Below are 26,847 nucleotides of genomic sequence, written 5' to 3'. Positions count from 1 at the left end.
ATGTCATGGCCGCGGTGGCGCAGCTCCTCGACGACCTCCGGGTCCCTTGCGGATGCGCAGATGGCGCTCACGGACCGGCCTCGACGGAATCCAGGCAGTTCGGAACCATTCCTCCGCCGCCCCGGCCATGGAGCAGACCATCGATCGCCCTGCGCCGCTTCCGGCCCGCTTCCGGCCCGCGTCCGGCGGGAACCGGATTCGGCCGGCAGCAACGGCAGCAAGCGGCACGGGAGGCGTGTTACGGCGTCACCGACGGCTCGACGGGCCGCGGCGGGCACGCGGGGGAGGCAGACGACCGCGCGTTTTCAACTGCTCGGCCCGCTGAGCATCACGGACGGCCGGGACGTCGTGGTTCTCCCGCCCTCCAAGCCGACTGCGCTGCTTGCCGCGCTGCTCATCCGCCCGGGATCCGTGGTCTCCACCGACCACCTGCGCAACGTCGTCTGGGGCGAGGAGCAGCCGACGACGGCCAAGGCGGCGCTCCAGAGCTGTGTCCTGCGACTGCGCCGGATCTTCGCCAAGTACGGCATCGAGGACCAGGCCGTCACGGCGGTCGCCAGCGGCTACCGCATCCAGGCCGACGCCGAAACCCTCGACCTGCTGCACTTCCGTCAGCTCGTCGACCGGGCCGCCGCGTCCGGGGAGGAGTCCGAGCTCTACACCCTGCGGGCCGCGCTAGCCCTCTGGCAGGGGCCGCTGCTCGCCAACGTCCCCTCCGACCTGCTGCACCGCGACGAGGTACCGCGCCTGGCGGAGGAGCGCCTGAGAGTGCTGGAGCGGGTCTGCGACATCGAGCTGAAGTACGGCCGTTGCCGCGAAACACTCGTTGATCTATGGGAAGTTACGCGCGTATACCCGGCACATGAACGGTTCGCGGCGCAACTGATGCTGGCCCTCTACCGGACGGGACGGCAGAGCGAGGCGCTCGCGGAGTACCGCAGGATCAAGGAGCATCTGCGGGAGGAGCTCGGCGTCGATCCCCGGGCCGAACTCCAGCGCCTGGAACTGACCATCCTGCGTGGCGACGACATCGGGCCCCTGGACACGGACCGCGCCCCCGTCTCGCTCGCGCCGACCGCGCAGCGGACCTCCTTGGACGACGGGGAGCCGGAGCCGGACCACCTCGTCGGCGAGGGTGCTCAGGTCCTTGTTCATGGTGTCTCCTCCTGATCGGGGCCCGGGCCGGGCTCGCCGGCTACCGGTGTGTGCCACTCATTCCACCGGCCACCGCTCACCGTTCGGCATGTCTCCCGCACACACATCGCTGGCACGCCGCGCCAGCGCCCGACAGCGACGGCCGCACACATCCGCCGAGGAGCCCCGATATGCCCCAGACCCACCCCACCCTCGCCCGCGCCGACGAGGTGGTCCGCCCGGCTCTCACCCTCTACCTGGACGTCCACCGCACCCCGGAGCTCTCCGGCGAGGAGCGCCGTACGGCGGCGCTGTTCGCCGACCGGCTCGCCGCCCTCGGCTGCGAGGTGACCCGCGGCATCGGAGGCCATGGCGTGGTCGGTGAACTCCGCAATGGCGAGGGCCCGCGCGTGTACGTGCGCGCCGAGTTGGACGCCCTGCCCCTGGAGGAGCTCACCGGCCTCCCGTACGCGAGCGACAACGGCGCCATGCACGCCTGCGGCCACGACCTGCACCTGGCCGCCGCGGCCGGCACGGCGGACCTGCTGGCCCGCACCACCGCGCACTGGCGCGGCACCCTCGTCGTCCTCGGCCAGCCGGCCGAGGAGACCCTGACGGGAGCCCGCGCGATGCTGGACGACGGCCTGTACGCGCGCTTCGGCAGACCGGACGTCGTCCTGGCCCAGCACACGGCACCGCTGCCCGCGGGAATGGTCGCGCGCGGCAGCGGCCACGGCCCGGTCGCCGCGGCGAGCGCGGCCCTGAGCGTCGTACTGCACGGCCGGGGCGGCCACGCCGCCACCCCCCACCCCGTGGTGACGGCGGCGGCCGTGATCAGCCGTCTCCAGACCGTCGTCTCCCGCGAGAGCGCCCCCGCCGAACAGGTCACCCTGACCGTGGGCACCGTGCGGGCGGGCACGGCGGTGAACGTGGTCCCGGACACGGCCGAACTCGGCATCGGTTTGCGGGCGCTCACCGACGAGTCCCTGAACCGTGCCCTGGCGGCGGTGGAGCGGATCGTACGGGCCGAGTGCGGCGCCTCGGCCTGCCCGCGCGAACCGGACCTCACGACGGTGTCCCGCTCACCAGCGCTGTGGGGCGACCCCGCCACGACCCGGGCGATCCGCAACGTTCACACCGCCCTCTACGGCCCGCAACGGGTCGGCACCTGGCCGCCGTCGATGGCGGCCGAGGACTTCCCCCTCTACGGCGATGCGGGCCTCGCCATGCACGGTGAGGCCGGAATCCCCCTGGTCTACTGGATGTTCGGGACCGCGAGCCCCAAGCAGTGGGCCGTCTCCCCCGCACTCCTCCCGCCCAACCATTCCCCCCATTTCGCCCCGGACATCCGCACGGCCCTGCCCCCGGCGATCACCGCACTGACAGCAGCGGCCCTCGACCGGCTCGGGGCTGTTCCCCCCGCATACGCCGGGCAATTGCCCACGGCATCGCTGACCAAACGAGTGGACGTGGAAGGACGATGTCGGCTCCCGGGCCGTGCCGTTTACTTCATCTGCGCGAAGGGCGGACCCATCACGGCCGGGGCCGGAAAGAACCACGAGAACGATCAGAACCACTCGTCGCGCGCGGGTGGTTCGCAGAGCTCGAAGACCACCTCGCCCGCATCCGCATCACCACCGGCGACCGGGCGAACCCGGGCACCGGGCGACACCAGGTGCGGCGCGGCGCCGACGACGCGGCAGCGGAACACGAAGCCCTCGGGGAGCCGGACGAGGGACTCGTTGCGTGCCATTTCCGTGTAGCGGTGCACGACCCCGGACCTCACCACGACGCCCAGCCCGGCGCTGTGTTCGGGCTTCAGATCACTCGATGCGCACACCGGACACAGCAGCCTCCGGAAGGAGGCGGTGCCGCACCAGCGGCACCGGTGGTAGTGCAGCCCGGCTTCCTCATGCACCGTCTGCACGGTGCCACTTGATGACTGGGACATGTTCGACCCCCCTGCGCTCGCCTCGGACACACCGCACCTGTACGTCGGCGCGTCCGCACCATAGGACACTGAGTGCCGAAACGTAAAGGCACTGAGTGCCAGATGACCGTACGGTCAGGTGTCAGCCCTGGCCCAGGGCCGACTCGATCTGCTGCACGACGCGCCACATCGGAGCGCCCTTCGCCGCGACCATGACGACCACGTCGCCATCGGGCGAGGGCGCGCCCCCGGCCGCCGCGCTCCCCCACACCTGGCGCACCAGCCCGAGGGTGTGATCCACCGCGGCCTCCGCATCCCCGTCACCGCCCGAACGCAGCCAGGTCCGCAGCCCGTTGTTGTGCGCGGCGACGACGGACGCGGCAATCACCTCGGCCCGCAACGCACCGTCCCCCGACGCGCCGTACCGGTCCCGGAGATAGCCGGCCAGCGTCTGCTCGTAGCGGCGCACGACGGACAGTTCGTAGGTGCGCAGCCCGGGCACCTCCCGGGTGAGCCGGTAGCGCTGGACGGAGAATTCGGGGTTGGCGGAGTACATCCGCAGGACGAGCCGGGCCGCGTCGCACACCGCGTCGACCGGCTCCGCGTCACCGACCGTCGCCAGGAAGGCGGTCATGTCGGCGAGGCAGCGTTCGTGATCCGGGAAGACCGCGTCCTCCTTGGACGGGAAGTACCGGAAGAACGACCGGCGCCCGACCCCGGCCCGGGCCACGATGTCGTCCACCGTGGTCTGCTCGAAGCCCCGCTCCAGGAAGAGCTGGAAGGCAGCCTGGGCGAGCACCTCCCGCATGGGGGCCTTCTTCGCCGGTTTGCTTGCGTCAGTCATGCGGGGAACGTAGCACCGGAAAGCCCCTTCTGGCACTAGGTTCCTTTACAGAGGGTACTGAGTGCCATATCGTCGTCCCTACGGACCATACCCAGGTAGGAGAGCCGGCGTGAGCTTGAGGATCGTTGTCTGTGTGAAGTACGTGCCCGACGCCACGGGGGACCGGCATTTCGCCGATGACCTGACGCTGGATCGTGAGGATGTCGACGGTCTGCTGTCGGAGCTCGACGAGTACGCGGTGGAGCAGGCGCTGCAGATCGCGGATGCGGCGGACGGTGCGGAGATCACTGTGTTGACGGTGGGTCCGGAGGATGCCAAGGACGCGTTGCGCAAGGCGTTGTCGATGGGTGCGGACAAGGCTGTTCATGTCGAGGACGACGGTCTGCACGGCACGGATGTCATGGGTACGTCGCTGGTGCTGGCGAAGGCGGTCGAGAAGGCCGGTTTCGACCTGGTGATCGCTGGTATGGCGTCGACGGACGGGACGATGGGTGTGGTTCCGGCGCTGCTGGCGGAGCGTCTGGGTGTTCCGCAGGTGACGTTGCTGTCGGAGGTGTCGGTGGCGGACGGGGTCGTGCGGGGCCGGCGTGACGGTGACACGGCGTCGGAGCGGTTGGAGGCTTCGCTTCCGGCGGTGGTGTCGGTGACGGACCAGTCGGGTGAGGCGCGGTATCCGTCGTTCAAGGGGATCATGGCGGCGAAGAAGAAGCCGGTGGAGTCCTGGGATCTGGAGGATCTGGGGATCGAGGCGGACGAGGTCGGTCTGGCGGGTGCGTGGACCGTGGTCGATGCGGCGGCGGCGCGTCCGGCCCGTACGGCGGGCACGATCGTCAAGGACGAGGGCGAGGGCGGCAAGCAGCTGGCCGAGTTCCTGGCGGGCCAGAAGTTCATCTGACCCCGGGCCCGGTCCCGACTGCGGTCTCGGCTGCGGCCCGGTCCTGACTGCGGCCCGGTCCCGACTGCGGCCCGGTGCCGACTGCGGCCCGGTGCCGGTGCCGGTGCTGGTGCTGGTGTCGTCCCTGTGTTCCTGTTCTCGTTTTTCTTCGCAACTCGCAGGAGATTGAAGTCTCATGGCTGAAGTTCTCGTTTTTGTCGATCACGTGGATGGTGCTGTCCGCAAGCCCACGCTGGAGCTGCTGACGCTGGCGCGTCGTGTCGGTGAGCCGGTCGCGCTCGCGTTGGGTGCGGGTGCCGCGGGCACGGCCGGGGTGCTGGCCGAGCATGGTGCGGTGCGGGTCCTGACGGCTGACGCGCCGGAGTTCGGTGAGTATCTGGTGGTGCCGAAGGTCGATGCGCTGCAGGCGGCGGTCGAGGCGGTCTCGCCGGTCGCGGTGCTGGTTCCCTCGTCCGCGGAGGGCAAGGAGATCGCGGCGCGTCTCGCGGTCCGGATCGGTTCGGGGATCATCACGGACGCGGTGGATCTGGAGGCCGGTGAGCAGGGTCCGGTCGCCACGCAGTCCGCGTTCGCCGCGTCGTTCACGACCAGGTCCCGGGTGTCGAAGGGTGTTCCGGTGATCACGGTCAAGCCGAACTCCGCCGCCGTGGAGGCGGCTCCGGCCGCGGGTGCGGTCCAGGAGCTGGTGGTGTCGTTCTCCGGGCAGGCCACCGGCACCCGGGTCGTTTCCCGTGCCGCGCGTGAGTCGACGGGGCGTCCGGAGCTGACCGAGGCCGCGATCGTCGTCTCGGGTGGGCGGGGTGTCAACGGCGCCGAGAACTTCGCGGTCATCGAGGCGCTGGCGGACTCGCTCGGTGCGGCGGTCGGTGCGTCGCGGGCTGCGGTGGACGCGGGCTGGTACCCGCACTCCAATCAGGTCGGCCAGACCGGCAAGTCCGTCTCGCCGCAGCTGTACATCGCGTCCGGTATTTCCGGGGCGATCCAGCACCGGGCGGGCATGCAGACGTCCAAGACGATCGTCGCGATCAACAAGGACGCCGAGGCCCCGATCTTCGACCTCGTCGACTACGGAGTCGTCGGCGACCTCTTCCAGGTCGTGCCCCAGCTCACCGAAGAGGTCAAGACCCGCAAGGGCTGACCCACCCCCCTCGAAACAGCGTCCCGACGGTCCGGGGCCGCGTGGTGTCCACCCACCGCACGGCCCCGGACCGTCTGTCGATGAGGGGCACGTCCAACTCGCCCCCGGCGCGTGGGCGTCAACCGCCGTCGGCGGCGCGGGCCGTCCAGTTTCCCGAACACCACGACGCGCACACTCCAGGTTCCCGTGAGTGGCGCGTACAAGTCCGCCTGGCGCCGCGCCACTCGCTGCGGTCGGTGTTCTTCGACGAGTGCTCGCTGAGCGAGGCGACCTATCCGACCCTGTTCGAGGGCGTCGACATCGTGCCGTCCGGGCTGGACCTGTCGCGGGTGGAGTACGAACGGCCGATCGGTGCGGAGAACGCCATCGCGGCCGCCATCGCGGAGGAAGTCGCGGATGCCGGCGGGCGCTCGCCGTACGACGTGACGCTGATCGACGCGGCGCCGTCCCTCGGCCTGGTGACCGTCGCCGCGCTCACCGCCGGGGACGAGGCTCTCGTCCCCGTGAAGGTCGGCGTCCTGGATATGAAGGCGATGGCGTCGCTGGACCGCACGATCCGCAGCGTCCAGCGCAAGACCAACCCGAAGCTCAAGGTCGGCGCCGTCTTTCTCACCGCGTGGAACAAGTCGGACTTTGCCCGGCAGCTCGCTACGAAGGTGAAGTTTCCCCGTGATCCTGGACACGATCCTGTTATGCCGCGAGGGCTTGTTCCCGCTGGTGACGCAGGCGCGTTTCGTGGGGTGTGAGGTATCCCTACACGATGTGCTTGCGGAGCCTGCGGCGGTTGTAGAAGGTCTCGATGAACGCGAAGATCTCGGCGCGGGCGGTGGCCCGGTCCGGCCAGAAGCGAGTGCCGATCTCTTCCTTGAGGACGGCCCAGAAGCTCTCGGCGGCGGCATTGACGCTCCTATAGTTGTCAACTCGCTGTGGGGACGGTCCGTGGTGCGGGTCGGATCAGGTGGTAGACCTCGCGGATGACGTAGCGTTTGGGGCAACGGATTATCTCGCGTTTCGTCTTGCCCTCGGCGGTGCGGCGGGTGACGTAGTCGATCGTCGGTTGGTGGAATCGCATGCGGACGATGACGGTCCGGTAGATCGCGGCGTTGAGCTGGCGGTGGCCGCCGTGGTTGATGCGGTGCCTGCCGCTGGTCATGCCGGAGCCGGTGGGCACAGGAGCGATGCCCGCAAGCTTGGCGAGGGCGGCTTCGGACTTGATGCGTTCAGGGTTGTCGCCGACCACGACGAGGATCTCCGCGGCGGTGTCCACACCGATGCCGAATGGTTCGAGTAGTTGCGGGGCGGCACGGTGGACCAGCTCAGCGATCGTTTTCGTCAGTTCCTTGGCCTCGGCGTCGAGGTACTGCCACCGTTTGGCCAGTGTTCGAAGGGCGTGACGCAGTGCGTCCTCGGGGCCCTCCAGCTGTCGAGGACGCAGGCCCGCCAGGTGCCGGGCCAGAGCGATTTGCGTTTTGCCCGCGGTCTCGTTGCGCAAGGGATCAGGAGCGTGGACAAGCATCGCTTTCATGGTGACCATCGCCGCCGAGCGCTGTTCGACGGCCTGGTCATGGGCGATCTTGAGCTGCCGGATCATCTCGGCTTCACCGTCGGCGCTCTTGGGCGTGGCCGTCGCGAACCCGGCCAGGACGGCTCGGGCGGCGTTCTCGGCGTCCAGGGTGTCGGACTTGCCGTTCATCCGTCGCAGCCGCCGGTCCGGGCGGCCGGCCTCGACCACCTTGTGCCCGGCCCGTCGAAGGAACGAGGCCAGGGTGGCGCCGTAGGAGCCGGTGCCCTCGATTCCGAAGGCCAGAATCCTGCCGTATGAGCCTGCCCAGTCCAGGAGTTGCTGGAATCCGCCGGTGTCGGTGGGGATCGTCAAGGTCGCCAGGATCCCGCCGATCGTGTCCATCACTGCAGCGACGTGCACATGCTTGTGTGTGTCGACGCCGATCACGACGTGCCCGGACCTGTGCTGCTCGTTGTTATCCACCGCGTTCCCTTCGGTCGGTAGCGTGGGATGCACGCTGTCGCCGGCCGGAGGGACAGGACTGTCACGGGGACGCTTTGACGAGTTGGCTCCAGGCTCCTATGAGGTCACGTCCGTCCGGCGGCAGCGCTTGTTGCGTGCCCGGCCGGACGGTCGACAGATCAACGCCAGGACACCCGTGGGGTCGGTCGTAAGCAAGAGTCAGACCGTCACGGCCGGGACTACCCGATCCTTGCGGGATCCGGTACGAACAGACTGACAGTCGTAGCAGATTCCAGTCCGCCCCATGCTCTGGCGGCATTCCAACTGGCGGATTTTCTCAGCACGCCGTCGCCAAGAACCAGTTCAGCGCGCTCGCCCACTTCGTGTGGTGGCGGCTGATCAGGATGCTCAAGGCCCGGCACCACTGGACGTGGAAGGACATCCGCCGCCGGTTCGTCACCCCGCAAGGACACTGGCGCAGCCCAGTGGCCCGCCCGGGTCCACCCCGGCCGCGGCCCCCTCAGGCGAGATACGCACGGTGATCGTCGAGACCTCCGTCGCCGGCAAAGTCTTCTTCACCAAGCCGAGTGACGGCAAGAACTACGTCTGCTCGGCGAGCGCCCTCAACAGCAACTCGAAGCAGATGGCGATCACCGCGGGCCATTGCGTGCACGAAGGCAACGGCGGTAACTGGATGAAGAACTGGATGTATGTCCCCCAGTACCGCAACGGCGACAGACCCTATGGCACCTTCGTCGCCAAGCAGATGCGTACCTTCAACGGCTGGATCAACGACGGCGACCTCAACTGGGACGTCGCCATGGTGACGACCTGGCCACAGGGCAGCGACAAGCTTGTCAACCGCACCGGCGGCAACGGGCTGAGCTGGAACTACTCGCGGGAGCAGGACATCACGATCAACGGCTACCCGGGCAACAAGGACAACGGCGAGGTCCAGTGGTACTGCGAGGGCCGGACCTCGGACTCCGGCGGCAAGCTGGCGCTTGGCTGCGACTTCGGCGGCGGCTCCAGCGGCGGCCCGTGGATGCGCGTGTTCGACCAGTCCTCGGGGCTGGGCCAGACCAACGGGGTCATGAGCACCGTCAACTCCGCCGGTGTGAACAAGAGTTCCTACTTCGGCGACAGTGTCAAGCAGATGTTCGACGACCAGGGCTCCGTCACCTGACATCCAGCGGATCGGTGTTCACCCCGCCGCACAGCCAGTAGCGTGGCGGGGTGAGCGCCGTTCCCGTACGGCTCCGCACTCGCCAAGGAGGTCGCCCATGAAGCGCTCCGGCATCCGCGCCCTCGTCGTCACCGCAGGCGTCGCTGCGGCTGTGGCCACCGTTGTCGCACTCCGTCAGGACACGTCCGAGTCCCCCACCTCTCCGCCTGAGCCCGGGGGCGACACATCGACCTCCGAGGTTCAGCACGACCAGCGCGACGTAGAGAAGTACTGGACCGACCGCCGCATGGAGGAGGCCGAACCGGCACCCATGCCGCACGAGGAGTAACGACTTCTATCAGGGCCTCCCGTTGCCTAGTTCACCGGGGCTTGACCCGCCACTCAAGACTCAAACGCAACGGTGTTGATCTCCGATCTCGTCGTCGATCTTCACGTACAGTGCAGTGAGCAGGGCGTCCAGGTCATTCGTCACAGATCGATCTTGGACGCCCTGTCTGCGTTCCCAGACGCACCGTTCAGCAGTCTTCTAGGCCGTCTCTTTCGGATCTTGCAGGTGGGCAGGATCTGAGGGAGCCGGTCCAGGCTGGGTGCTGTCGGTGGGGTGCGCTGGGAGCCGGCTTCGCCCGCCGGCTGGAATGTCACCGCCCGCCTGGGCCTGTCCACCACCGAGGTACACCTCGCCTCCTAGCCCGCCGCCCCGGACGACTGGCCGCGCCTGTCCACCCGACCATCCACGAAGCGCTCGGCCTGTGCGCCGCCCTCACGGTCGCGACCGCCGCCCTCGACCTCTCGAATCACCTCGCCCAGGTCTGACCGGAACCGCAGAAGACCGCCCCGCGCCGAACAGGCAGGGGCGGCCTTGCCGTGCTCGGGGCTCGGTTCACACTCCTCAGCCGAGACCCTGCGACGCGCACCACTGAGCGCCCAGTGAGGTCATCGTCGGCGTGCAGCGCGGCTAGGAGCGCCAGCCCGCGAGCCGCCTCTCGAGCGACGACGACCTCGGGCCCGGGCCCTGGTACAGCGCTCCTTCGAGGCGGTGCGCTACCTCCTCGACGTCAACCAACAGCTCGGCACGGTCGGCGAGCGGGAAAGCAACGGCTCAGGGGGTGGGGTGGTGGGCGAGCCAGTCCTGGAGTTCTCGGTGGCGGAATTGGTAAGCGGTTCCGGCGGTGCGCATGATGCCGACCTGGGTGGCCCAGTGCAGAAACCGGCCCAGGCGCCAGGGCAGCCGGTGCTGCCCGAAGCGGGTGAACAGCAGGAACACGATGTAACGCACGCTGGCGGGCACGCTCGCCAGCCCGAACGTGACCGCCGCCAATGCGCTGGCGAGTGGCACGAAGATCAGGTACCCGCCGGTTGGGGAGAGCCCGATCGAGAAGGTGAGGGTCAGGATGATGACCACAGTGATAGTGAGGGCGACCAGAAGGTCATCGCGGATGAGGCGGCGCGGGTCCCCGACCTCCGAGACTTCCCTGCGGAACAGCCCGCCTACGAGCCCGAACATGAATCCGGCCGGGAGCCCGAGGAGCATCCCCACCAGCAGGAACATCGGCACGAGGTCGCGCTCCCAGACCAAGTCCCAGGATGCGTAGACATCTCCATCTGACACATTGATTACCAGCAGGATCATCGAGCCGACTGCCACCGCGATCAGAAACCCGGCGATGGAACCGCTGAGGAGCCCGGTCACCGCACGGCCCCAGTCCCGGGGGGTGCGCAGGATGGGTGGGTCGAGACGGTGGGGGGTCGGCCACACACGGACCCATGCCTGGACGACCCCGAAGAGCACGATCGGTGCCACGATAGCCAGCAGATAGACGAACAGTTCGCGGCCGGTGAGGTCTCTGAATCCCAGGAACTGATCGATGTCGATGATCAGGAACCGCATACCGATGGCGATCACAAGGAAGGCAATCGCGAGGTAGAGCAGGACCTGGGCGACGCGTACGCGTCGGTTCCCTACGAGTGGCCACAGTTCGTGAGGGATGAGGTCGATTCCGGACAGTGCCCGGCCCCGGGTCACGCGACTGCCGCCCATGTTGTCTTCGAGGTGCCGAGCCAGGACGTGCAGCCGCGCATGAATCTGAGCCTGGGTCATCTGGCTGGGGGGCGGGAGATGGCTGGTGGCGGCGTGGTGGAGGAACAGATCGACTAGGTGGTCGCGCACCGCTTCCGCTCCGACGAGGGCGGGGACCAGCAGGTCAGCGGGCGCGTGGGGATGGTCTCCGGTGGCGGGGTCATGCTGTTCGTAGAGGTCGACGGCCATCGTCAGGCGCCACGGGGTTGACAAGCCTTGAGCGAGGGGCCCGGCGGGGGCGGCATCGAGTTCTCGGAGCACGTCGGTACTGGTGGGCCGTCGGCGAGGTACCTGCTGTGCAGGCCCTTCTCCAACGGCCCCCAGCCCGAACGACGCATGCGACTTGTCACCGCACGTCGCTCTCCAGTGATTACTCCGTGAGTGCTGAGACAGGCTTCTTGCCGTGGATGCCCGCGTGACAACTTCCGCAGACCACAAGGGCTTTGCGGTGCCTCGCGGCCATGAGATCTGCCCACGGCGGCCGGGTTCCCGATCTTCCGAGGTCCGCGAGCCTGGCGACGTGGTGAACTTCCACCGCGTCGACGCGCCCGCATGACTCGCACCGCCCGGCGAGAAGCCGGGTGACCAGCTCCTTGCGTTTGATGTTGACCGGGGCCAGCCGACGGTCGGTGATGACCGTCTTCTTCTCCCGCCGCAGCGGGATCCCGCCGAACCGTCCAACCAGTGGCTTCCTGCCGACGCGTTCGACGCGTGCCTCGAAGCACTTGCGTAGCCCGTGCGGTGTCTCGATGGTCGCCGCGTACTTGCGGGCCATTTTCGACACCGACGAGCGGTGCTTGTTGGCGAGCGTCATCAGCATCGAGGTCTCCATGACCCATTGCAGCCGGGCGAGTCGAAAGACGTCGCCGGCCATCAGGTAGTACTGGACGATGCCGCGGTACTCCGACCCGTAGGTGCTGAGGATGACGTGGTCGTCTTGGTTCAGCAGTTCGGGCCGACGCGCGGGTTTACCGCGCTCCATGTACTGGGCCTGCTTGGCAGATACCACCGAACGAGGGACGCGCAATCTGATGACCCCATTGACGGAGCGCCGTCCGCCGGTGATCTTGCGGTCGTTGTGGTGCACGGTGATGTCGTAGCCGAGGAACCTCGCTGCCTCGGTGCGGGCATGCGTGATGAGCGTCTTCTCCGGCGACAATTCCAACTTGAGTTCGTCACGCAGGAATTGCGCCAGACGCTCCTTGATTTCCTCGGCTTCTACCTTCGGTCCGGCGAACCCGAGCAGGGTATCGTCGGCGTAGCGCACATATCGCAGCCTCCGGTAGCCGGGATCCTGAGTATCCTGGCTGGGAATACTGCGGAGTTGCTTGCGTAGATCCCGCACTTCGGTGCGGTCACCGCGCTTGCGGGCGCGCCGCATAGCGTTCCACACCTCGAAGAAGGCGCGGCTCGGCTTCCTGATCCTGCCCCGGGTGTATTTCGGGATCAGAACCTTCTCGACAAACTCGTCCAACTTGTGCAGGTAGATATTTGACAAGATCGGTGAAACAACTCCGCCTTGCGGGCTTCCGCTGTGCGTCGCGTTCCAGATCCAGTCCTCCATGTATCCGGCCTTGAGCATGTTGTGCACCAGGTGCATGAATCGGTTGTCGTGGATTCTCTCGCCCAGAATCCGGAGCATGACCGAATGGTCAAGCCGGTCGAAACACTGGGCGACGTCTCCCTCGATCAACCAGACTGTCCCCGTCCAGGTGTTGGCCACATCACGTAATGCGGTGTGGCAGCCCCTGCGGGGACGGAAACCGTGAGAGGAGTTAGAGAACGTCGGCTCGTAATACGCCTCAAGCAACAGACGGATCACCTCGCCGACGAGCTTGTCACTCCAGGGAGGCAGGCCGAGCGGACGCAGCTTCGTGCTGCCCCGACCCTTCGGGATGTAGACCCTGCGAGCTGGGCTCCATCGATAACGCTCGTGGCGCAGCGCGTCGATGACGTGCTCGATCTTACCCAGCGACATGCCGTCCACGGTCTCCCCGTTGACCCCAGGTGTCATTGATCCCTTGTTGGAATACAGACGCCCGTAGGCCAGCAGATACAACTGCGGATTGAAGAGCTGTCGATATAGTTCGTCGCACAGCAGGCCACGCCTGCCGCGTTCGCGGAGGACACTCAGCACCGTTTCGGCGCTCTGCATTACGCATACCTCCCGAGTCTTGAGTGCCCGATCACCTGGCCCCCTTCGCCCGATGCGGACGGCTTTCCCGTCCTCCTTGGCCGGTCGTGACTCCGGCGACTACTACGGGGCCTCCGTCGCCATAGGAAGATCTCTTCCATTAGGCGATCCCATGTTCGTCCTTGTCGTACGTTCTAGCGTGGTTTAGGTGCCCCACTCATCCCCTTGAATGCCCTCGCTGGGCATCGCTCCGCACTCCGGAGGTTGCGTCGACCATGGCATAAAGCCGTCGCAGGGTGCGGCGTCGGTGTCAGGCATCTTTCCGACGGATTCGACCTTCAATCTTCTGGGGATTAGGGTTCAGGCAATCCAGCTTTCACCTTGCCACGCGGGTCCCTCGACGCCCCGTCCCTAATGCCTGAGCCCAGCCGTCGATTTCCTGGCATGCTACGGTCCCATCACCGTTTCCGGATTAGGTAAGCCATCGGACCCAAGAATCTCCCTCCAAATTCATCCCGACTGAATCGGGGATAAGACAAGACGCCTCATGGCGCACTGCCACCGGTCGGGGTCCTGGACATGGGCGCAGATGAAGACGCGGGCGGACGCCGCGCTGACAGGGGTGATCTCTACTCGGGCGGTGTCGCGTGCGTGGGTGTGGGCGCCCAGCGCGTCGTACGCAGCGCTGCGAGAAGTAAGGATCATGCCCGCGCGGGGGCGTCCGTATCGGTAGGCGTCCAGTTCCTGCATCGCCCGGCGGGCCCGGGGGCCGCTTCCGCCTCCGCCGTCCATCTCGTCGAGACCATCCAGGACCGGCAGGATCAGCCCGTCCTCGACCAGAGCAGTGGCCGCGGCGCGTGAAAGCCCGAAGGCCTCCATCAAGTGCCGCCGCATCCACATCCTTACCGCGTCACCGGTGTCGCGTGTGGTGGTGGCGGTGGGCATGCGGGTCCAGGAGGCGAGTGACATACGTACCGGTACGGGGTCTCGCGGCCCGCGGTTCTCGACGAGCGCGAGAAGCAGTTCGATGGCCAGGACCGTCTTGCCCGAGCCTGCGGCCCCGGTGATCACCAGTCGTCCGGGACGCAGCCGCCGATAGTAGTCGATCACCCCGCTGAGGCTCCCGTGGGGATCGGCACCGGCGGCGTTATGGGCGGGCGCGGGCCGCAGATTGAACCGCACGTCGATCGGGGTGCCGACGTTTCCAAGGAGGCGGGTACGCTCCCTGGTTTCGGCGAGGGTGACATGACCAGCGAGCTTCGCGGCAAGCGCGCTCGTGTCCGGGGCCTGGACCCGCAGCGTGGCCAGGGCCATATAGGCCGACCACAGCGCCACGAAGAGCCCGGGTAATGCGATCAGCAGACCCGTACTGTCTAGGGTTTCACCCCCTGGCTGCTTCTGTTCTATCAACCATATGCCCAGGGCAGCGATACACCCCCCGCAGAGAACGATCCACAGCCAACCGGCCCTCTGCCCCCAGCTACGTTCCATGACAAAGAAGTACCACCGTGCGCACGAGCCCCAGCGGTTTTTGACCAAGGCCGTGAAGTTATGGGCTGATCGCGGGCGCGTCAGTGTGCGAGGGCGTGCTGGAAGACGGTGTCCAGGGGCCAAGCACCTCTCCACGCTGCGCCAACTCGTGGTCGCCGGCGCCGGCGAGCGCGCGCCCGTCTCCGGTATGCCGAGCGGCCTCGACGGCCGTGCGGTGAAGCCCGAGGGCTTGGTCCCATGGCCAGGCCTGCCGTAGGAAGGGCGCCATGGCCGCGGCCAGACGGATCACGACGTCGTACAGGACGAGGCTGTTTGCCCGCCGGATGCAGGTAAGGACGTTGGGCCGCTCGTTCTCCAGCCACCCCAGGGCCGCCGTACGCGATTCCATGGGCGGGGACTCCACCTGCAGGACGTCGTCCGGCACTGGCGGCGCGACCGCGCCGCTGCGGACGATGTACCTGTTCACCACGGCGAGAGCGGCCAGGCAGTAACCGCACACACGCTGCCGATAGCTGGCCGCGTTGTCGAGGATGAGCAGCGCACGCTTGTCCGCGAGCCGGCTCCGCCACATGGCAGCCCGCGCCTCCGTGACCGCCCCCACGTCATCCCCAACAGGGATCTGCTGCGTCGGCACCCCGGTAGCCGCCAGCAGGGAGGCCAGCGCCTAGGTCGCCTGCACAGGACTGCGACCCGTGGTGTGCCCGTTCAGATTCACGAAGAGCTGCCCGTCCGGAAACCTCTCCGACAGCAGATGCCCGGCGTGCACGGCGAACGTCGTCTTCCCCACGCCGGGCATCCCGTCGATCACATGGACCGGCAACTCCTCACCACGTTCCTGCGAAGCGCCCACCAGCAGCGTCAGCCGCTCAAGCTCCGCGGTCCGGTCGACGAGGTCGCGGCGTCCCGCGGCAACGACCGCAGCACCAACACCACACCAGGCGGCCTCGATGAATCGTCCGGCCGGACGAGCGGCCCCGGCCCGTTCTCGGGTGCCCCGACGTCCGACAGCGCGGCAAGCAGCACAGTCAGACCGACCAGCACCGCTCCCAGCATGACGAACGACAACCTAGGATGCCGCTGCATCCAGCCGAACCAAGAGGGCCAGCGAGACTGGTCGGACACGGCATTCGTGACGAGTCCCACCAGCATGGTCGTCACCGCCCCACCACCGGCGACAACGCCGATGCCCATACCCCGCCTCATTCTCATGAGCGCGCCTTCGCTCGACACGCGAGCCATCCGTACCTCGGCGTACAACTGGGCTGCGTTGGCGACGACTACTGCGTATGTCCTGCCACGAAGCCGGGGCGCGACCGTCCCAGTGGCGGCTCACTCACACGATCGTCCGTCAAATTACTGCGGTAGCTCGAGGCCTTCGCTTCACCGTCGCAGGACTGGAAAGGGCCTCCGACGCAGGTCAGAGGCCCTTTCCAAGGTAAAATCGCTGGTGGCGGCAGACGAGTCGGGCTGTACGCCGGGTTCTGTCCGACCCGCAGGCGTATGGAAGGCCCGACGGTCGCACCTCCGATGCCGCTCGTCACGAGCGAGCATTAAAGTGCGATACGAAGTATGTGCGCGTCTATCCGGATGTCGGAGCAACAGGCTCAGGATCCACGCCGCGTGCTGGAAGGGAACGAAACCGTGCATGGCGAGTACAAGGTGCCCAGTGGCAAGCTTGTCGTCGTAGATCTGAACGTCGAGGAAGGCGTGCTTCGCAACGTGCGCGTCGCCGGGGACTTCTTCCTGGAGCCCGACGAGGCAATCCTCTCGATCAACAGGGCCCTGGAGGGTGCCCCGTCCTCAACGGATGCCGCAGGCCTGGGGGCCCGGATCACAGCGGGACTGCCGGAGTCGACCGTCATGCTTGGACTGACTGCGGAGGGCGTCGGCATCGCCGTTCGGCGAGCACTGGCCCATGCGACCGAGTGGGGCGACTACGACTGGCAGTTGGTGCACACGGAACCACAGGCCCCGGCCCTACACATGGCACTGGACGAGGTCCTCACCGCCGAAGTGGCCGCCGGGCGGCGGGCTCCCACGCTGCGGGTCTGGGAATGGGCCTCGCCTGCTGTGGTTATCGGCAGCTTCCAGTCGCTGCGCAATGAGGTGGACCCCGCGGGGGCAACAAAGCACGGAATGACCGTGGTACGCCGCATTTCTGGTGGTGGAGCCATGTTCGTAGAGCCCATGAGTACCATCACGTACTCCCTGTCTGTGCCGGAGTCGCTGGTCTCCGGCCTCTCCTTCGCCGACAGCTATGCCTACCTCGACGACTGGGTACTCGGCGCGCTCGGCGACATGGGCATCAAAGCCTGGTACCAGCCCCTCAACGACATCGCCACCGACGCCGGAAAGATCGCAGGCGCCGCCCAGAAGCGAATGGTCGGCCCTGACGGTGGCCCTGGAGCCGTCCTGCATCATGTGACCATGTCGTACGACATCGACGCCGACAAAATGCTCGAGGTCCTGCGCATCGGCAAGGAGAAGATGTCCGACAAGGGCACCAAGAGCGCGAAGAAGCGCGTCGATCCGTTGCGCCGTCAGACCGGGCTGGCGCGCGAGGCCGTCATCGAGCGGATGATCGAATTCTTCCGCGCCCGGCACGGCCTCACGCAGGGCAAGGTGACGGACGAGGAGATGGCCCGGGCCGAGGAGCTCGTACGTACGAAGTTCGGCACCGCGGAGTGGACGGCTCGGGTGCCGTGACCGAGCGCCGGATTCCTGGCTGCGGACGGCCCATCGGGAGGGTCATCGGGATCGTCGCGTCATCGTCCCCGGAAGTTCCTGCTCGGTCCAGATGACCTTGCCTTCGGGTGTGTAGCGGGTGCCCCAGCGGCGGGTCAGCTGGGCGACGAGGAAGAGGCCGCGGCCGCCCTCGTCGGTCGTCCTGGCGTGCCGCAGCCGGGGAGAGGTGCTGCTGGCATCGGAGACCTCGCAGATCAGGACGGACTGGCGCAGCAGCCGCAGCCTGATCGGGCCGACGGCGTAGCGCACCGCGTTGGTGACCAGTTCGCTGACGATCAGCTCGGTCGTCATCTCCAGCTCCTCCAGGCCCCAGGTCCTCAGCACGCGTGCCGTGCGGGCCCGGACGCCCGCGACGGCGGCCGGGTCGGAGGGCACCTCCCAGGAGACGACGTGGTCGGCGCTCAGCTCGTGCGTACGGGCGAGCAGCAGGGCGACGTCGTCGGGCTGCGGTACAGGGAGCAGCTGGTCGACGACCGTCGCGCACAGTGCGTCGAGGGAGAGTCCGCACTGCGACAGGGCGGCGCCGAGGCGGTACATGCCGAGATCGGCGTCCCGGTCCCTGCCTTCGATGAGGCCGTTGGTGTAGAGGCCGATCAGGCTGCCTTCCGGCAGCGTGACCTCCGCCATCTCGAAGGGCATCCCGCCCAGGCCGAGCGGGGGCCCTGCGGGCAGTTCGGGGAAGCTGACACGCCCGTCCGGGAAGACGACGACGGGGGGCGGGTGGCCGGCGCGGGCCATCGTGCAGAGCTGGGTGACCGGGTCGTAGACCGCGTACAGGCAGGTGGCGCCGAGCACGGTCGCGCCGCTCGCCTCGCCGTCGGGTTCCTCGTCGCCCAGCCGGAGGACGAGGTCGTCGAGGTGGGCCAGCAGTTCGTCGGGGGGAAGGTCCATGTCGGCGAGCGTGTGCACGGCGGTGCGGAGCCTGCCCATGGTCGCGGCGGCGCTGATGCCGTGGCCGACGACATCGCCGACGACCAGGGCGACCCGGGCGCCGGACAGCGGGATCACATCGAACCAGTCGCCCCCGACTCCGTCCTTGGCGTCCGCCGGGAGGTACGAGGATGCCACGTCCAGTGCCATCCCTCCGGGCAGTGTGTGCGGGAGCAGACTGCGCTGGAGGGTCAGCGCCGCGGCGTGCTCGCGGGTGTAGCGGCGGGCGTTGTCCACGCAGACCGCCGCCCGTGCCACCACTTCGCGGGCCGGCAGGACGTCGTCGGGTTCGAAAGGGACCAGGTTCACCGATCGTATGAAGGTGGTCAGGCCGAGCACCGTGTCCCGGGCCCGCATGGGTACGGCGATGAGTGAGTGGAAACCGAACTCGCGGATGGTCGCCGCCCTGGCGGGCTGCTCGACGTCCCACAGCCGCCTGACGGAGTCGAGGACCGGGACCAGGAGGGGTTCGCCCTCTCTGAGGAACCGGACGTCGTGGGACGGGGGAACGGAGTCCGCCAGGTCCCCGATCCGGTGGATCGCCTCCGGGCAGCCCTCCCGGACCGAACTCATTCCCGCGCGGCGCAGCATCGGCCGGGCCGGCGCGCCGGAAGGCCCCGTACCGGCAGGCCCCGTACCGAGGGGCCACGGGCCGGGCTCCTCCGGGCTGGCGACCGGTTCCAAAAGGTCGACGACGACGAAGTCGGCGAACCGCGGCACCGAGAAGTCGGCCAGCTCCTGAGCGGTACGCAGCACGTCCAGGGTGGAGCCGATGCTCGCTCCGGCGTCATTGACCAGGGCCAGGCGCTCCTGGGCCTTCCACCGGTCGGTGACGTCCAGGACCATGTAGCAGAGGCCGGTGACGGTGCCATCGCCTTCGGACAGGGGGAAGAACGAGGTGGAGTAGGCGCGCTCCCGGTGCGGATCGGCCCAGCTCCAGCCCTGGTACTCGTAGTCGATGACGGGGACTCCGGTGTCCAGCACCCGCCGCATCTGGGTCTCCAGGGCGTCGGCCGCCATTCCCGGGAGCACTTCGGCCAGTCCGCGGCCCACCCTCTGTGCCCGCGGGACGCCGCCGATGCGTTCCAGGGTGTCGTTCAGCCAGACGTAGCGCAGCTGCGGGTCCAGCACCGCCATCCCGATCGGTGAGCTGGTCAGGAAGGCGTCGACCACGGACTGCCCGACGGCCCACTCCGGCTTCCGTTCACGCCCGGAGACCAGGAAGCACTCCTGGCCGTCCAGGTGGAACGCGGCCGAGACCCGCAGATCCACTTCGATCCGCTGCCCGTCGCGCCGCCGCACGGTGGCGACACCGCTCCATCCCCCGCCCGTGCGGCAGCGTTCGGCGATGCCCGCCACCCGTGCCGGGTCCCCCGGCATGGCGAGGAGGAGGCCGGCGGGGCGCCCGACCACCTCCGCGGCGCCGTAGCCGAGCAGTTCCTGTGCGCTCTGCGTCCAGCCGATGACCGTTCCGGTCCCGGCGACCACCGCGGTCGCGTCGTTCGCCGCGTCGAAGGAGTGCTGAGGGTTGCTGGGCTGCGACGGTTCGGCTCCGGGTGCCGGCTGCGGGCCTGCGGACGCCATACTGGTCACCACCCATCCACTCCGTTCGGTTCCATGGTCCTGCCTACGGCGCCCGGGTGCGAACGTCCGCGGTCGTGGTTCGGGGGCCGGGCTGCCGCGATGCGGGGTCAGGGGCGGGTTCGCGGGGTGTGACGAGGCCCGATTCGTACGCGAAGACGACGAGCTGCGCCCGGTCGCGGGCGCCCAGCTTCGTCATGGCGCGGCTGATGTGGGTCTTCGCGGTGAACGGGCTGATCACCATGTGTGCGGCGATCTCCTCGTTGGTGAGACCGCGGGCCGCCAGTGCGCTGACTTCGCGTTCCCGGCGGGTGAGGTTCTCGAAACCGGGGGTGGTGGTCCGGTCGGGTGGTCTCGCGACGAATTCGCCGATCAGCCGGCGGGTGATGGCGGGCGAGAGCAGCGCGTCACCGCCGGCCGCTACGCGGATCGCACGGAGGAGTTCGGCCGGTTCGGTGTCCTTCAGGAGGAACCCGGCGGCTCCGGCGCGCAGCGCGTCGAAGACGTACTCGTCGAGGCCGTAATTGGTGAGGATCACGACGTGGACGGCGGCCAGCCGGGGGTCGGCGGCGATCTCGCGGGTGGTCTCGATGCCACCCATCACCGGCATCTGTACGTCGACGAGGGCGACGTCCGGGGTGTGCAGCCGGGCGAGCTCCAGGCCGTGGCGGCCGTCGGCGGCCTCGCCGATCACCTCGATGCCGTCCTCCGCGTCGAGGAGCGCCCGGAATCCAGCCCGCATCAGCGCCTGGTCGTCGACGAGGGCGCCCCCGGCGACGCCCCAGGCGCGGTGTCCGCCGCGGGCGGCGGCGTGCACGGCGGCCAGTACGGGGAACGCCGCCCAGCTTCCCGGGTGCGCGTGAACCACGTAGCCGAGCATGCAAAGCGTGGTGACGGCGAGGACCGCGCGCGGCAACGCGGTGCCCGGCGAGTACGAGTGTGCCGGCCGCGACGAGCAGCAGGCCGAGGACGTCGGGCGCCGAGGCGACGACGGCCGCGGCGGTGACCGCCACGGCGACGACGACGGCAAGTGCCGTGTCCAGCAGGCGAGTCCGTCGATCGGTGCACGAGACCCCGGACGGTGTGCTGCTGCGGGCGGGGGTGTGGGTGGTCAGCGCCCGCCGCCCGAGCTGACCGAGAGGCCCTGGACGGGCGGCCGGTGCTCGTACCAGCGACGATCGGCCTCCAGCTGGGCGGCGAGGGAGATCAGCCGTTCCTCGCTGCGGGAGGGGCCGAGCAGCTGGGCGCCGACGGGCAGCCCGTCGGCGGTGAACCCGGCCGGTACGTTGATGCCGGGCCAGCCCAGTACGTTCCAGGGCCAGGCGTACGGGCAGGCCTCGGTCATCGCCACATCGGTGCGCCAGGCGCTCAGCCCGTCGAACCGGCCGATCGGGGGCGGTGGCAGGGCGGTCGTGGGGGTGAGCAGCACGTCGTAGCCGGCGCCGGCCCGGGAGGTACGGAAGAACGCGCCGATCCTGCGGTGCTGGCGGACCTCCCGCTCCCTGGCCGCGCGCACCACCCGGCCGCCGAGCCGCGTGCCGGTGCGCAGGGCGCTGCGGGTGCGCGGGTCGAGGAGGGCGGGGTCGGGGTGGCGGGCGGCGAGTTCGGCGATCCCCGCGGTGGCGCGGGGGACGAAGCCGAGGCCGATCAGCCCGTAGCGGGGCCTGGCCTCCTCGACGTCGTGGCCCAGGCGGGCGAGGGCCTCGGCCAGTGCGGTGACGGCCCGCCGCACTTCGGGGTGGGGTGCGGAGCCGGTGAGGGTGAGCGGGGGGCGCCAGGCGAGGGCGATGCGCAGTCTGCCCGGATCGCGGCGGGCGGCGGCCGAGGCCGCGACGGGGGGCGGGCGGTGCGGGTCGTCGGGGTGGGGTCCGGCGACGGCGTCGAGCAGCAGGGCGGCGTCGGCGACGGTCCTGGCCAGCGGTCCGTTGACGGTCAGGCCCTGGAAGGCGTCGCTCTGCGGATGGACGGAGATCCGGCCGCGCTGCGGTTTGATGCCGACGAGGTGGGTCCAGGCCGCCGGGATCCGGACGGACCCGGCGCCGTCCGAACCGAGCGCGGCGGGTACGAGCCCGGCGGCGACGGCGGCCGCGGACCCGCCGGACGAGCCGCCGGGGGTGTGTCCGGTGTTCCAGGGGTTGCGGGTGGCGCCGAAGGCGGGGCCCTCGGTGAACGGCCACTGGCCCAGCTCGCAGGAGTTGGTCTTCCCGACGATCACGGCCCCGGCGGCCCGCAGCCTGCGTACGGCCTCGCTGTCGGCGGTGGCGGCGGGCAGATCGCCGTCGCAGCCGAAGTAGGTCGGCATGCCGAGGACATCGGTGTCGTCCTTGACGGCGACCGGCACGCCGAGCAGGGGCAGCCGCTCCCCCGCGGCGATCCTGCGGTCGGCCTCGGCGGCCTCGGCGAGTGCGGCCTCGGTGCGCAGGTGCCGGAAGGCGTTCAGGGTGCCCTGGCTCGCCTCGATGCGGCGCAGGGCCTCGGCCACCTGCTCGGTCGAGGTGGTACGGCCTTCGGCCAGCTCCCGTGCGCTGTCGGCCAGTCCGGTCGGGTCGGCCGGTTCGGTGGTGTCGACGGCTTCCGTTGAGGACATGGGCTGCCCGCCTTCCTCGCCTCGGCAGATGCGCACGCCCGCACCTGTACGCCCGAACGAACTTACCGGAGGGTAACGAGTCATGGGCGCTCCGCTCAACCGTTCGGAGGAAGGTGGAGCGCAGAGAGGGTCGAGCGAAGGAGGACACCACTCGCCCTTCCACCGCCCACCGCCTACGGCTGGACGCTGATCTCGCCGATGCCGGTCCCGAGACCCGCACAGTGCGCGGTGGACTGACCGGACTGCCCCGGATTGAGGGTGACGTGTTCACCGTCCACGTCCGGGGACCAGCCGCAGACCAGATGCACCCAGAAGGTCTGGGCCGCGCTTCCGTCGTTGCGGCACAGCGCGTAGCCCGTGTAGTCGTCGATCTCGTGCTTTCCGGTCTCGCAGGACAGACCGGGCGGCGTCGCCCCGGGTGTCACGGCGGTGGCGACGGTCGCGGGTACCGCGAGCGCCGCGGCCGCCCCTGCAACGACCACGCTCCGGAGCACGGTCCTGGACACGCTCTCCATCGACAGCTTCATGTCTTCCTGTTCCTCCTCGTCGGTGACGAACTCGGTGCGTCGGCCTCGTCGGTGACGAACTCGGTGCGTCGGCAACCGTCCCCCACCACTCATGACATAAAACGGGGCAAAACGTCACCGTGTGTATACGCTCGGCGGGTGATTCGCCGTCGCGCGACCCGCACCTGCCCGGCGTACGCTCAAAAGGACCGGATCGCATACCTGAACAGGCCCGACGGGCCCTTCGAGGGAGGCGCCGTGACCGGCCAACTCATCGGCACACGCCAGGCCGCCTGGGCAGCGGTCCTCGTGCTGGGACTCACGAGCGGCAGTGTCATCGGCGGCGGTGTGGCCCGGGCGGACAACGGCATCGACAAGCTCTCCGCCCAGCAGATCGTCAACCGCTCGCGCGACGCGCTCCTGAGCGCCCGCTCCTTGCACGTCAGTACGCGCGGCACACTCGGCAGGGGCAGCCCCTCGACGGCCCTGGATCTCACCCTCGACCGGAAGGGCGACTGCACCGGTTCGGTGGACCTCGGCAGCGGCCAGGGATCGGTCCGGGTCGTGAAGCGCGGCAACGACGTCTGGGTCAAGCCGGACGCGGCCTTCTGGAAGAGCCAGGTGCCGGACGGCGGCGCGGCCTTCGCCGCGATCCTCAACGGGCGCTACATGAAGGGCTCGGCCACCGACCCGAGGCTGCTCGGCGTGACGCACGCATGCGATCCGAACACCTTCCGGAAGCTGGTCGGCGATCACGCGGACAACGACCGGGGCACGCTGAACAAGGGCCGCAGGACCACGCTCGACGGGGCTCCCGTGGTGCCGGTGACCAGGCTCAGGGACGGCATGACGCAGACGATGTACGTCGCGGCCACGGGCAAGCCGTACCCGCTGAGGATCACGGTCCGGGGCGGCGGGGCGAACGCGGTCGTGGGCCTCTCGGCCTTCGACAAGCCGGTGCCCACGGCCACGCCGCCACCGGATCAGACGTACGACATCAACGCGCTGCTGACCCGTCGCCCCGCGCCGCTGTGACGCCGGAGCCGGGGCGCCCGCTCAGCACCGCGTACAACACCAGTGACGAGGCCAGTCCGACCGCCCAGCCGTAGTCCGCGAGCGGCTTCAGGAACGGGATCAGGCCGTCGGCCGGGAACGGGCCGGCGCCGGGGGCCGAGTGGGAGCCGCCGATCGCCAGGACTCCGCCGACGGCGAACGCGGCGACCGCCCGCCAGTTCCAGCCGTTGGCGTACCAGTAGCGGCCGCCGGGGCGGTAGAGGTCCGCCAGGTCGAGCACGGTGCGGCGGACGATCCAGTAGTCGGCGATCAGGATGCCCGCGACCGTACCGAGCAGTCCGCCGACCAGGCCGAGCCAGGTGAAGATGTACAGCTCGGGGGTCTCGGTGAGCTTCCACGGCATGATGAGCACGCCGACGACACCCGTGATCAGGGCGCCCGTACGGAAATTGATGAGCTTGGGGGCGAGGTTCGCCAGGTCGTACGCGGGTGACACGACGTTCGCCGCGATGTTCACGGAGACCGTCGCGACCAGCACCGTGACCAGGGCGTAGAGCAGCCCGAAGACGTTGTCGGTCCGGGCGACGAGTTGGACTGGGTCCCAGATCGCCTCCCCGTACACGGCCTGCGAGCCGGAGGTGACCAGGACGGAGAGCAGGGCGAAGAGCGTCATCGTGGTCGGCAGGCCGAGCGACTGGCCCCGGATCTGGGCGCGTTGGCCGGCCCCGAAGCGGGTGAAGTCGGGGATGTTGAGGGAGAGCGTGGCCCAGAAGGCGATCATGCCCATCAGGGAGGGGAAGAAGACCGGCCAGAACTCTTTGCCCCAGCCGAGCTTCGAGGGCTGGTCGAGCAGCGGGCCGAAGCCGCCGGCTTTGACTGCGACCCAGACCAGCAGCACCACGGCGCCGACGATGACGAACGGGGCCGCCCAGTTCTCGAACCGGCGCAGGGCGTCCATCCCCCGGTAGATGATGGCGAGTTCGAGCGCCCAGAAGAGAATGAAGCAGAGCCAGAGCGTCCACGGCTGCCCGCCGATCTCGGCCGCCTTCGCCCAGCCGCCGAAGATCTTCCCGAGCAGGGTGAAGATGCCGACGCCGCCGATCCAGGTCTGGATGCCGAACCATGCGCAGGCCACCGCGGCCCGGATCAGCGCGGGCAGGTTGGCGCCGCGCAGCCCGAAGGAGGCGCGGGCCAGAACGGGGAAGGGGATGCCGTACTTGGGTCCGGCGTGCCCGGTGAGGAGCATCGGGCCGAGCACGATCAGGTTGGCGAGCGCGATGGTGAGGACGGCCTGTTTCCAGTCCATGCCGAGCGCCACCAGCCCGGAGGCGAGCAGCCAGGACGGGATGTTGTGGGCCATGCCGACCCAGAGCGCGGCGAAGTTGTACGTCGTCCAGCGGCGCCGTTCCAGCGGGACGGGCAGCAGGTCCTCGTTGACGAAACGGTTGTCGGTGGGGACGGCGCCGGGGGCGAGTTCGATGCGGCCCGACGCGTCGGATATCCCGTCCTGCGGTGGGACGGGTGGAAGGGGTGGTGTGGGTGGGACGGTCGATGTCATGGCGGCTGGACCCTTCGCATGGGAGCGGTGCCGTGCGGGGCGGTGCGCGGGGGTGCGTGGGGATGCGTGGGGGTGTGTGGGGTGCGGACAACCGTGGGACGGATGGGCCCGGCGGTCAGGCTGTCACGTCGTCAGCGCGGGGATGATCTGCGAGCCGTAGGCATCGATCGTCGCCTCGCGCGCGTCGTGCATGTTGTAGACGGCGAACTGGTCGACGCCCAGGTCTCGCAGCGCCCGGAGCTTCTCGATGTGTGCCTCGGCGGGGCCCAGCAGGCAGAACCGGTCGACGATCTCGTCCGGCACGAAGGCCGTGTCGGGGTTTCCGGCCCGGCCGTGGTGACTGTAGTCGTAGCCGGACCGTCCGGCGATGTACGCGGTCAGGGCCTCGGGGACGAGTCCGGAGTGCTCGCCGTACCGGGAGACCAGGTCCGCGACATGGTTGCCGACCATGCCGCCGAACCAGCGGCACTGCTCGCGGGCGTGGTCGAGGTCGTCGCTCACATAGGCGGGGGCGGCGACGCAGATGGTCACGGAGTCCGGGTCGCGGCCCGCCTGTACCGCCGCGTCCCGTACGGCCTTGATCATCCACTCGGTGAGGAACGGGTCGGCGAGCTGGAGGATGAAGCCGTCGGCCTTCTGCCCGGCGAGGGCGAGCGCCTTCGGGCCGTACGCGGCCATCCAGACCGGCAGTCTGCCGTTCTTCACCCAGGGGATCTGGACCGGCTGCCCGTCGACGGTGGCCTCCCGCCCCTCGGCGAGGTCGCGGATGACGTCGATGGCCTCGCCGAGGCGGGCCAGGGTGTTGGGTTTGCGTCCGGCGACGCGCATCGCCGAGTCGCCCCGGCCGATGCCGCAGACGGTGCGGTTGCCGAACATGTCGTTGAGGGTGGCGAAGGTGGAGGCGGTGACCTCCCAGGTGCGGGTGGACGGGTTGGTGACCATGGGGCCGACGACGAGGTGTTCGGTGTGTTCGAGGATCTGGCTGTAGATGACGAACGGCTCCTGCCAGAGCACCGCCGAGTCGAAGGTCCAGCCGTGGCGGAAGCCGTTGCGTTCGGCGCGGCGCATCAGGCCGACGACGGCCGAGGCGGGCGGGTCGGTCTGGAGGACGAGTCCGAATTCCATGACGGT

Annotated in this window: 22 protein-coding genes and 2 pseudogenes; 9 read left to right on the top strand and 15 right to left on the bottom strand. The window is 69.0% G+C overall.

The features are described 5' to 3' along the window. Positions 1–309: 309 nt before the first annotated feature. Both OG936_RS30250 and OG936_RS30245 read left to right on the top strand, forming a co-directional pair. Positions 310–1,080, top strand: a pseudogene (locus tag OG936_RS30250) (BTAD domain-containing putative transcriptional regulator); the annotation flags it as partial. 245 nt (positions 1,081–1,325) lie between these two features. Further along, a pseudogene (locus OG936_RS30245) lies at positions 1,326–2,540 on the top strand (amidohydrolase); the annotation flags it as partial. A 161-nt stretch (positions 2,541–2,701) separates the two neighbouring features. Here the strand turns inward: OG936_RS30245 and OG936_RS30240 are convergent. Next, on the bottom strand, positions 2,702–3,085 hold the full coding sequence (locus OG936_RS30240; protein ID WP_406498997.1) for a Zn-ribbon domain-containing OB-fold protein: 384 nt from the start codon (positions 3,083–3,085) through the stop codon (positions 2,702–2,704). A 121-nt stretch (positions 3,086–3,206) separates the two neighbouring features. Further along, positions 3,207–3,872: a TetR family transcriptional regulator gene (locus OG936_RS30235; RefSeq protein WP_406500666.1), complete on the bottom strand. Its 666-nt coding sequence runs from the start codon at positions 3,870–3,872 to the stop codon at positions 3,207–3,209. A 145-nt stretch (positions 3,873–4,017) separates the two neighbouring features. Between OG936_RS30235 and OG936_RS30230 the strand changes: the two genes are divergently transcribed. The 3 genes from OG936_RS30230 (at position 4,018) to OG936_RS30220 (ending at position 6,687) form a co-directional block, all read left to right on the top strand. Next, a complete protein-coding gene (locus OG936_RS30230) occupies positions 4,018–4,803 on the top strand; it encodes an electron transfer flavoprotein subunit beta/FixA family protein (RefSeq protein WP_266744698.1) in 786 nt (261 codons plus the stop codon). Positions 4,804–4,978: 175 nt separating this feature from the next. Continuing rightward, entirely contained in the window at positions 4,979–5,941 is a 963-nt protein-coding gene (locus OG936_RS30225; protein ID WP_266744697.1) for an electron transfer flavoprotein subunit alpha/FixB family protein, read from the top strand. A gap of 80 nt (positions 5,942–6,021) precedes the next feature. Then, positions 6,022–6,687, top strand: coding sequence for a ParA family protein (locus OG936_RS30220; protein ID WP_406498995.1), 666 nt, complete (start codon positions 6,022–6,024; stop codon positions 6,685–6,687). Between the two features lie 170 nt (positions 6,688–6,857). On the opposite strand, the gene OG936_RS30215 is transcribed toward OG936_RS30220, so the two are convergent. Further along, positions 6,858–7,928 carry an IS110 family transposase gene (locus OG936_RS30215; protein WP_406491652.1) on the bottom strand — a complete coding sequence of 357 codons (1,071 nt, stop codon included), beginning with the start codon at positions 7,926–7,928 and terminating at the stop codon, positions 6,858–6,860. A gap of 517 nt (positions 7,929–8,445) precedes the next feature. Between OG936_RS30215 and OG936_RS30210 the strand changes: the two genes are divergently transcribed. Together OG936_RS30210 and OG936_RS30205 are read left to right on the top strand one after the other, a co-directional pair. Continuing rightward, the gene (locus OG936_RS30210; protein WP_406498993.1) at positions 8,446–9,093 is read left to right on the top strand and encodes a trypsin-like serine peptidase; all 648 of its coding nucleotides are present in this window, start codon (positions 8,446–8,448) and stop codon (positions 9,091–9,093) included. Positions 9,094–9,190: 97 nt separating this feature from the next. Continuing rightward, on the top strand, positions 9,191–9,421 hold the full coding sequence (locus OG936_RS30205) for a hypothetical protein (RefSeq protein WP_406498991.1): 231 nt from the start codon (positions 9,191–9,193) through the stop codon (positions 9,419–9,421). A 771-nt stretch (positions 9,422–10,192) separates the two neighbouring features. Here OG936_RS30205 and OG936_RS30200 read toward each other — a convergent pair. The 6 genes from OG936_RS30200 to OG936_RS30175 form a co-directional block, all read right to left on the bottom strand. After that, positions 10,193–11,383 carry a hypothetical protein gene (locus OG936_RS30200; RefSeq protein WP_406498989.1) on the bottom strand — a complete coding sequence of 397 codons (1,191 nt, stop codon included), beginning with the start codon at positions 11,381–11,383 and terminating at the stop codon, positions 10,193–10,195. 157 nt (positions 11,384–11,540) lie between these two features. After that, positions 11,541–13,325, bottom strand: a complete 1,785-nt coding sequence (locus OG936_RS30195; protein WP_406498867.1) for a reverse transcriptase domain-containing protein — start codon at positions 13,323–13,325, stop codon at positions 11,541–11,543. A 489-nt stretch (positions 13,326–13,814) separates the two neighbouring features. Further along, a complete protein-coding gene (locus tag OG936_RS30190; RefSeq protein ID WP_406498988.1) occupies positions 13,815–14,639 on the bottom strand; it encodes an NACHT domain-containing protein in 825 nt (274 codons plus the stop codon). 214 nt (positions 14,640–14,853) lie between these two features. Then, entirely contained in the window at positions 14,854–15,396 is a 543-nt protein-coding gene (locus OG936_RS30185; RefSeq protein ID WP_406498987.1) for a hypothetical protein, read from the bottom strand. 63 nt (positions 15,397–15,459) lie between these two features. Further along, complete coding sequence (locus OG936_RS30180; RefSeq protein WP_406498985.1) at positions 15,460–15,645, bottom strand: hypothetical protein; 186 nt, start codon at positions 15,643–15,645, stop codon at positions 15,460–15,462. An 8-nt stretch (positions 15,646–15,653) separates the two neighbouring features. Beyond that, positions 15,654–15,986 carry a hypothetical protein gene (locus OG936_RS30175; protein ID WP_406498983.1) on the bottom strand — a complete coding sequence of 111 codons (333 nt, stop codon included), beginning with the start codon at positions 15,984–15,986 and terminating at the stop codon, positions 15,654–15,656. 450 nt (positions 15,987–16,436) lie between these two features. Between OG936_RS30175 and OG936_RS30170 the strand changes: the two genes are divergently transcribed. Then, positions 16,437–17,501, top strand: a complete 1,065-nt coding sequence (locus tag OG936_RS30170) for a biotin/lipoate A/B protein ligase family protein (protein WP_406500665.1) — start codon at positions 16,437–16,439, stop codon at positions 17,499–17,501. Between the two features lie 42 nt (positions 17,502–17,543). Here OG936_RS30170 and OG936_RS30165 read toward each other — a convergent pair whose 3' ends face one another. The 4 genes from OG936_RS30165 to OG936_RS30150 form a co-directional block, all read right to left on the bottom strand. After that, positions 17,544–20,054 (bottom strand): SpoIIE family protein phosphatase, encoded by a 2,511-nt coding sequence (locus OG936_RS30165; RefSeq protein ID WP_406500664.1) that lies wholly within the window; start codon positions 20,052–20,054, stop codon positions 17,544–17,546. Positions 20,055–20,097: 43 nt separating this feature from the next. Next, positions 20,098–20,931, bottom strand: a complete 834-nt coding sequence (locus tag OG936_RS30160; protein WP_406498982.1) for a response regulator — start codon at positions 20,929–20,931, stop codon at positions 20,098–20,100. A gap of 231 nt (positions 20,932–21,162) precedes the next feature. Continuing rightward, the gene (locus OG936_RS30155) at positions 21,163–22,638 is read right to left on the bottom strand and encodes an amidase (protein ID WP_406498981.1); all 1,476 of its coding nucleotides are present in this window, start codon (positions 22,636–22,638) and stop codon (positions 21,163–21,165) included. Positions 22,639–22,811: 173 nt separating this feature from the next. Next, on the bottom strand, positions 22,812–23,165 hold the full coding sequence (locus tag OG936_RS30150; RefSeq protein WP_406498979.1) for a hypothetical protein: 354 nt from the start codon (positions 23,163–23,165) through the stop codon (positions 22,812–22,814). Positions 23,166–23,402: 237 nt separating this feature from the next. Between OG936_RS30150 and OG936_RS30145 the strand changes: the two genes are divergently transcribed. After that, positions 23,403–24,179 (top strand): hypothetical protein, encoded by a 777-nt coding sequence (locus OG936_RS30145; protein WP_406498978.1) that lies wholly within the window; start codon positions 23,403–23,405, stop codon positions 24,177–24,179. On the opposite strand, the gene OG936_RS30140 is transcribed toward OG936_RS30145, so the two are convergent. After that, positions 24,142–25,716 (bottom strand): NCS1 family nucleobase:cation symporter-1, encoded by a 1,575-nt coding sequence (locus tag OG936_RS30140; protein ID WP_406498976.1) that lies wholly within the window; start codon positions 25,714–25,716, stop codon positions 24,142–24,144. The genes OG936_RS30145 and OG936_RS30140 overlap by 38 nt on opposite strands. Before the next feature lie 123 nt (positions 25,717–25,839). Beyond that, positions 25,840–26,841 (bottom strand): TIGR03842 family LLM class F420-dependent oxidoreductase, encoded by a 1,002-nt coding sequence (locus OG936_RS30135; protein ID WP_406498974.1) that lies wholly within the window; start codon positions 26,839–26,841, stop codon positions 25,840–25,842. Between the last annotated feature and the right edge of the window lie 6 nt (positions 26,842–26,847).

Origin of the sequence: Streptomyces sp. NBC_00846, assembly GCF_045207325.1 — a bacterium.
Lineage (GTDB): Bacteria > Actinomycetota > Actinomycetes > Streptomycetales > Streptomycetaceae > Streptomyces.
This window is presented reverse-complemented; position numbering and strand designations above follow the sequence as displayed.

Excerpts from the sequence above, each read along its gene's own strand:
- OG936_RS30165 (WP_406500664.1), bottom strand. The coding sequence starts at position 20,054 with ATGGCGTCCGCAGGCCCGCAGCCGGCACCCGGAGCCGAACCGTCGCAG.
- OG936_RS30235 (WP_406500666.1), bottom strand. The coding sequence starts at position 3,872 with ATGCGGGAGGTGCTCGCCCAGGCTGCCTTCCAGCTCTTCCTGGAGCGG.
- OG936_RS30135 (WP_406498974.1), bottom strand. The coding sequence starts at position 26,841 with ATGGAATTCGGACTCGTCCTCCAGACCGACCCGCCCGCCTCGGCCGTC.
- OG936_RS30140 (WP_406498976.1), bottom strand. The coding sequence starts at position 25,716 with ATGACATCGACCGTCCCACCCACACCACCCCTTCCACCCGTCCCACCG.
- OG936_RS30160 (WP_406498982.1), bottom strand. The coding sequence starts at position 20,931 with ATGCTCGGCTACGTGGTTCACGCGCACCCGGGAAGCTGGGCGGCGTTC.
- OG936_RS30240 (WP_406498997.1), bottom strand. The coding sequence starts at position 3,085 with ATGTCCCAGTCATCAAGTGGCACCGTGCAGACGGTGCATGAGGAAGCC.
- OG936_RS30225 (WP_266744697.1), top strand. The coding sequence starts at position 4,979 with ATGGCTGAAGTTCTCGTTTTTGTCGATCACGTGGATGGTGCTGTCCGC.
- OG936_RS30195 (WP_406498867.1), bottom strand. The coding sequence starts at position 13,325 with ATGCAGAGCGCCGAAACGGTGCTGAGTGTCCTCCGCGAACGCGGCAGG.
- OG936_RS30175 (WP_406498983.1), bottom strand. The coding sequence starts at position 15,986 with ATGGGCATCGGCGTTGTCGCCGGTGGTGGGGCGGTGACGACCATGCTG.
- OG936_RS30155 (WP_406498981.1), bottom strand. The coding sequence starts at position 22,638 with ATGTCCTCAACGGAAGCCGTCGACACCACCGAACCGGCCGACCCGACC.
- OG936_RS30205 (WP_406498991.1), top strand. The coding sequence starts at position 9,191 with ATGAAGCGCTCCGGCATCCGCGCCCTCGTCGTCACCGCAGGCGTCGCT.
- OG936_RS30150 (WP_406498979.1), bottom strand. The coding sequence starts at position 23,165 with ATGAAGCTGTCGATGGAGAGCGTGTCCAGGACCGTGCTCCGGAGCGTG.
- OG936_RS30220 (WP_406498995.1), top strand. The coding sequence starts at position 6,022 with ATGAGGGGCACGTCCAACTCGCCCCCGGCGCGTGGGCGTCAACCGCCG.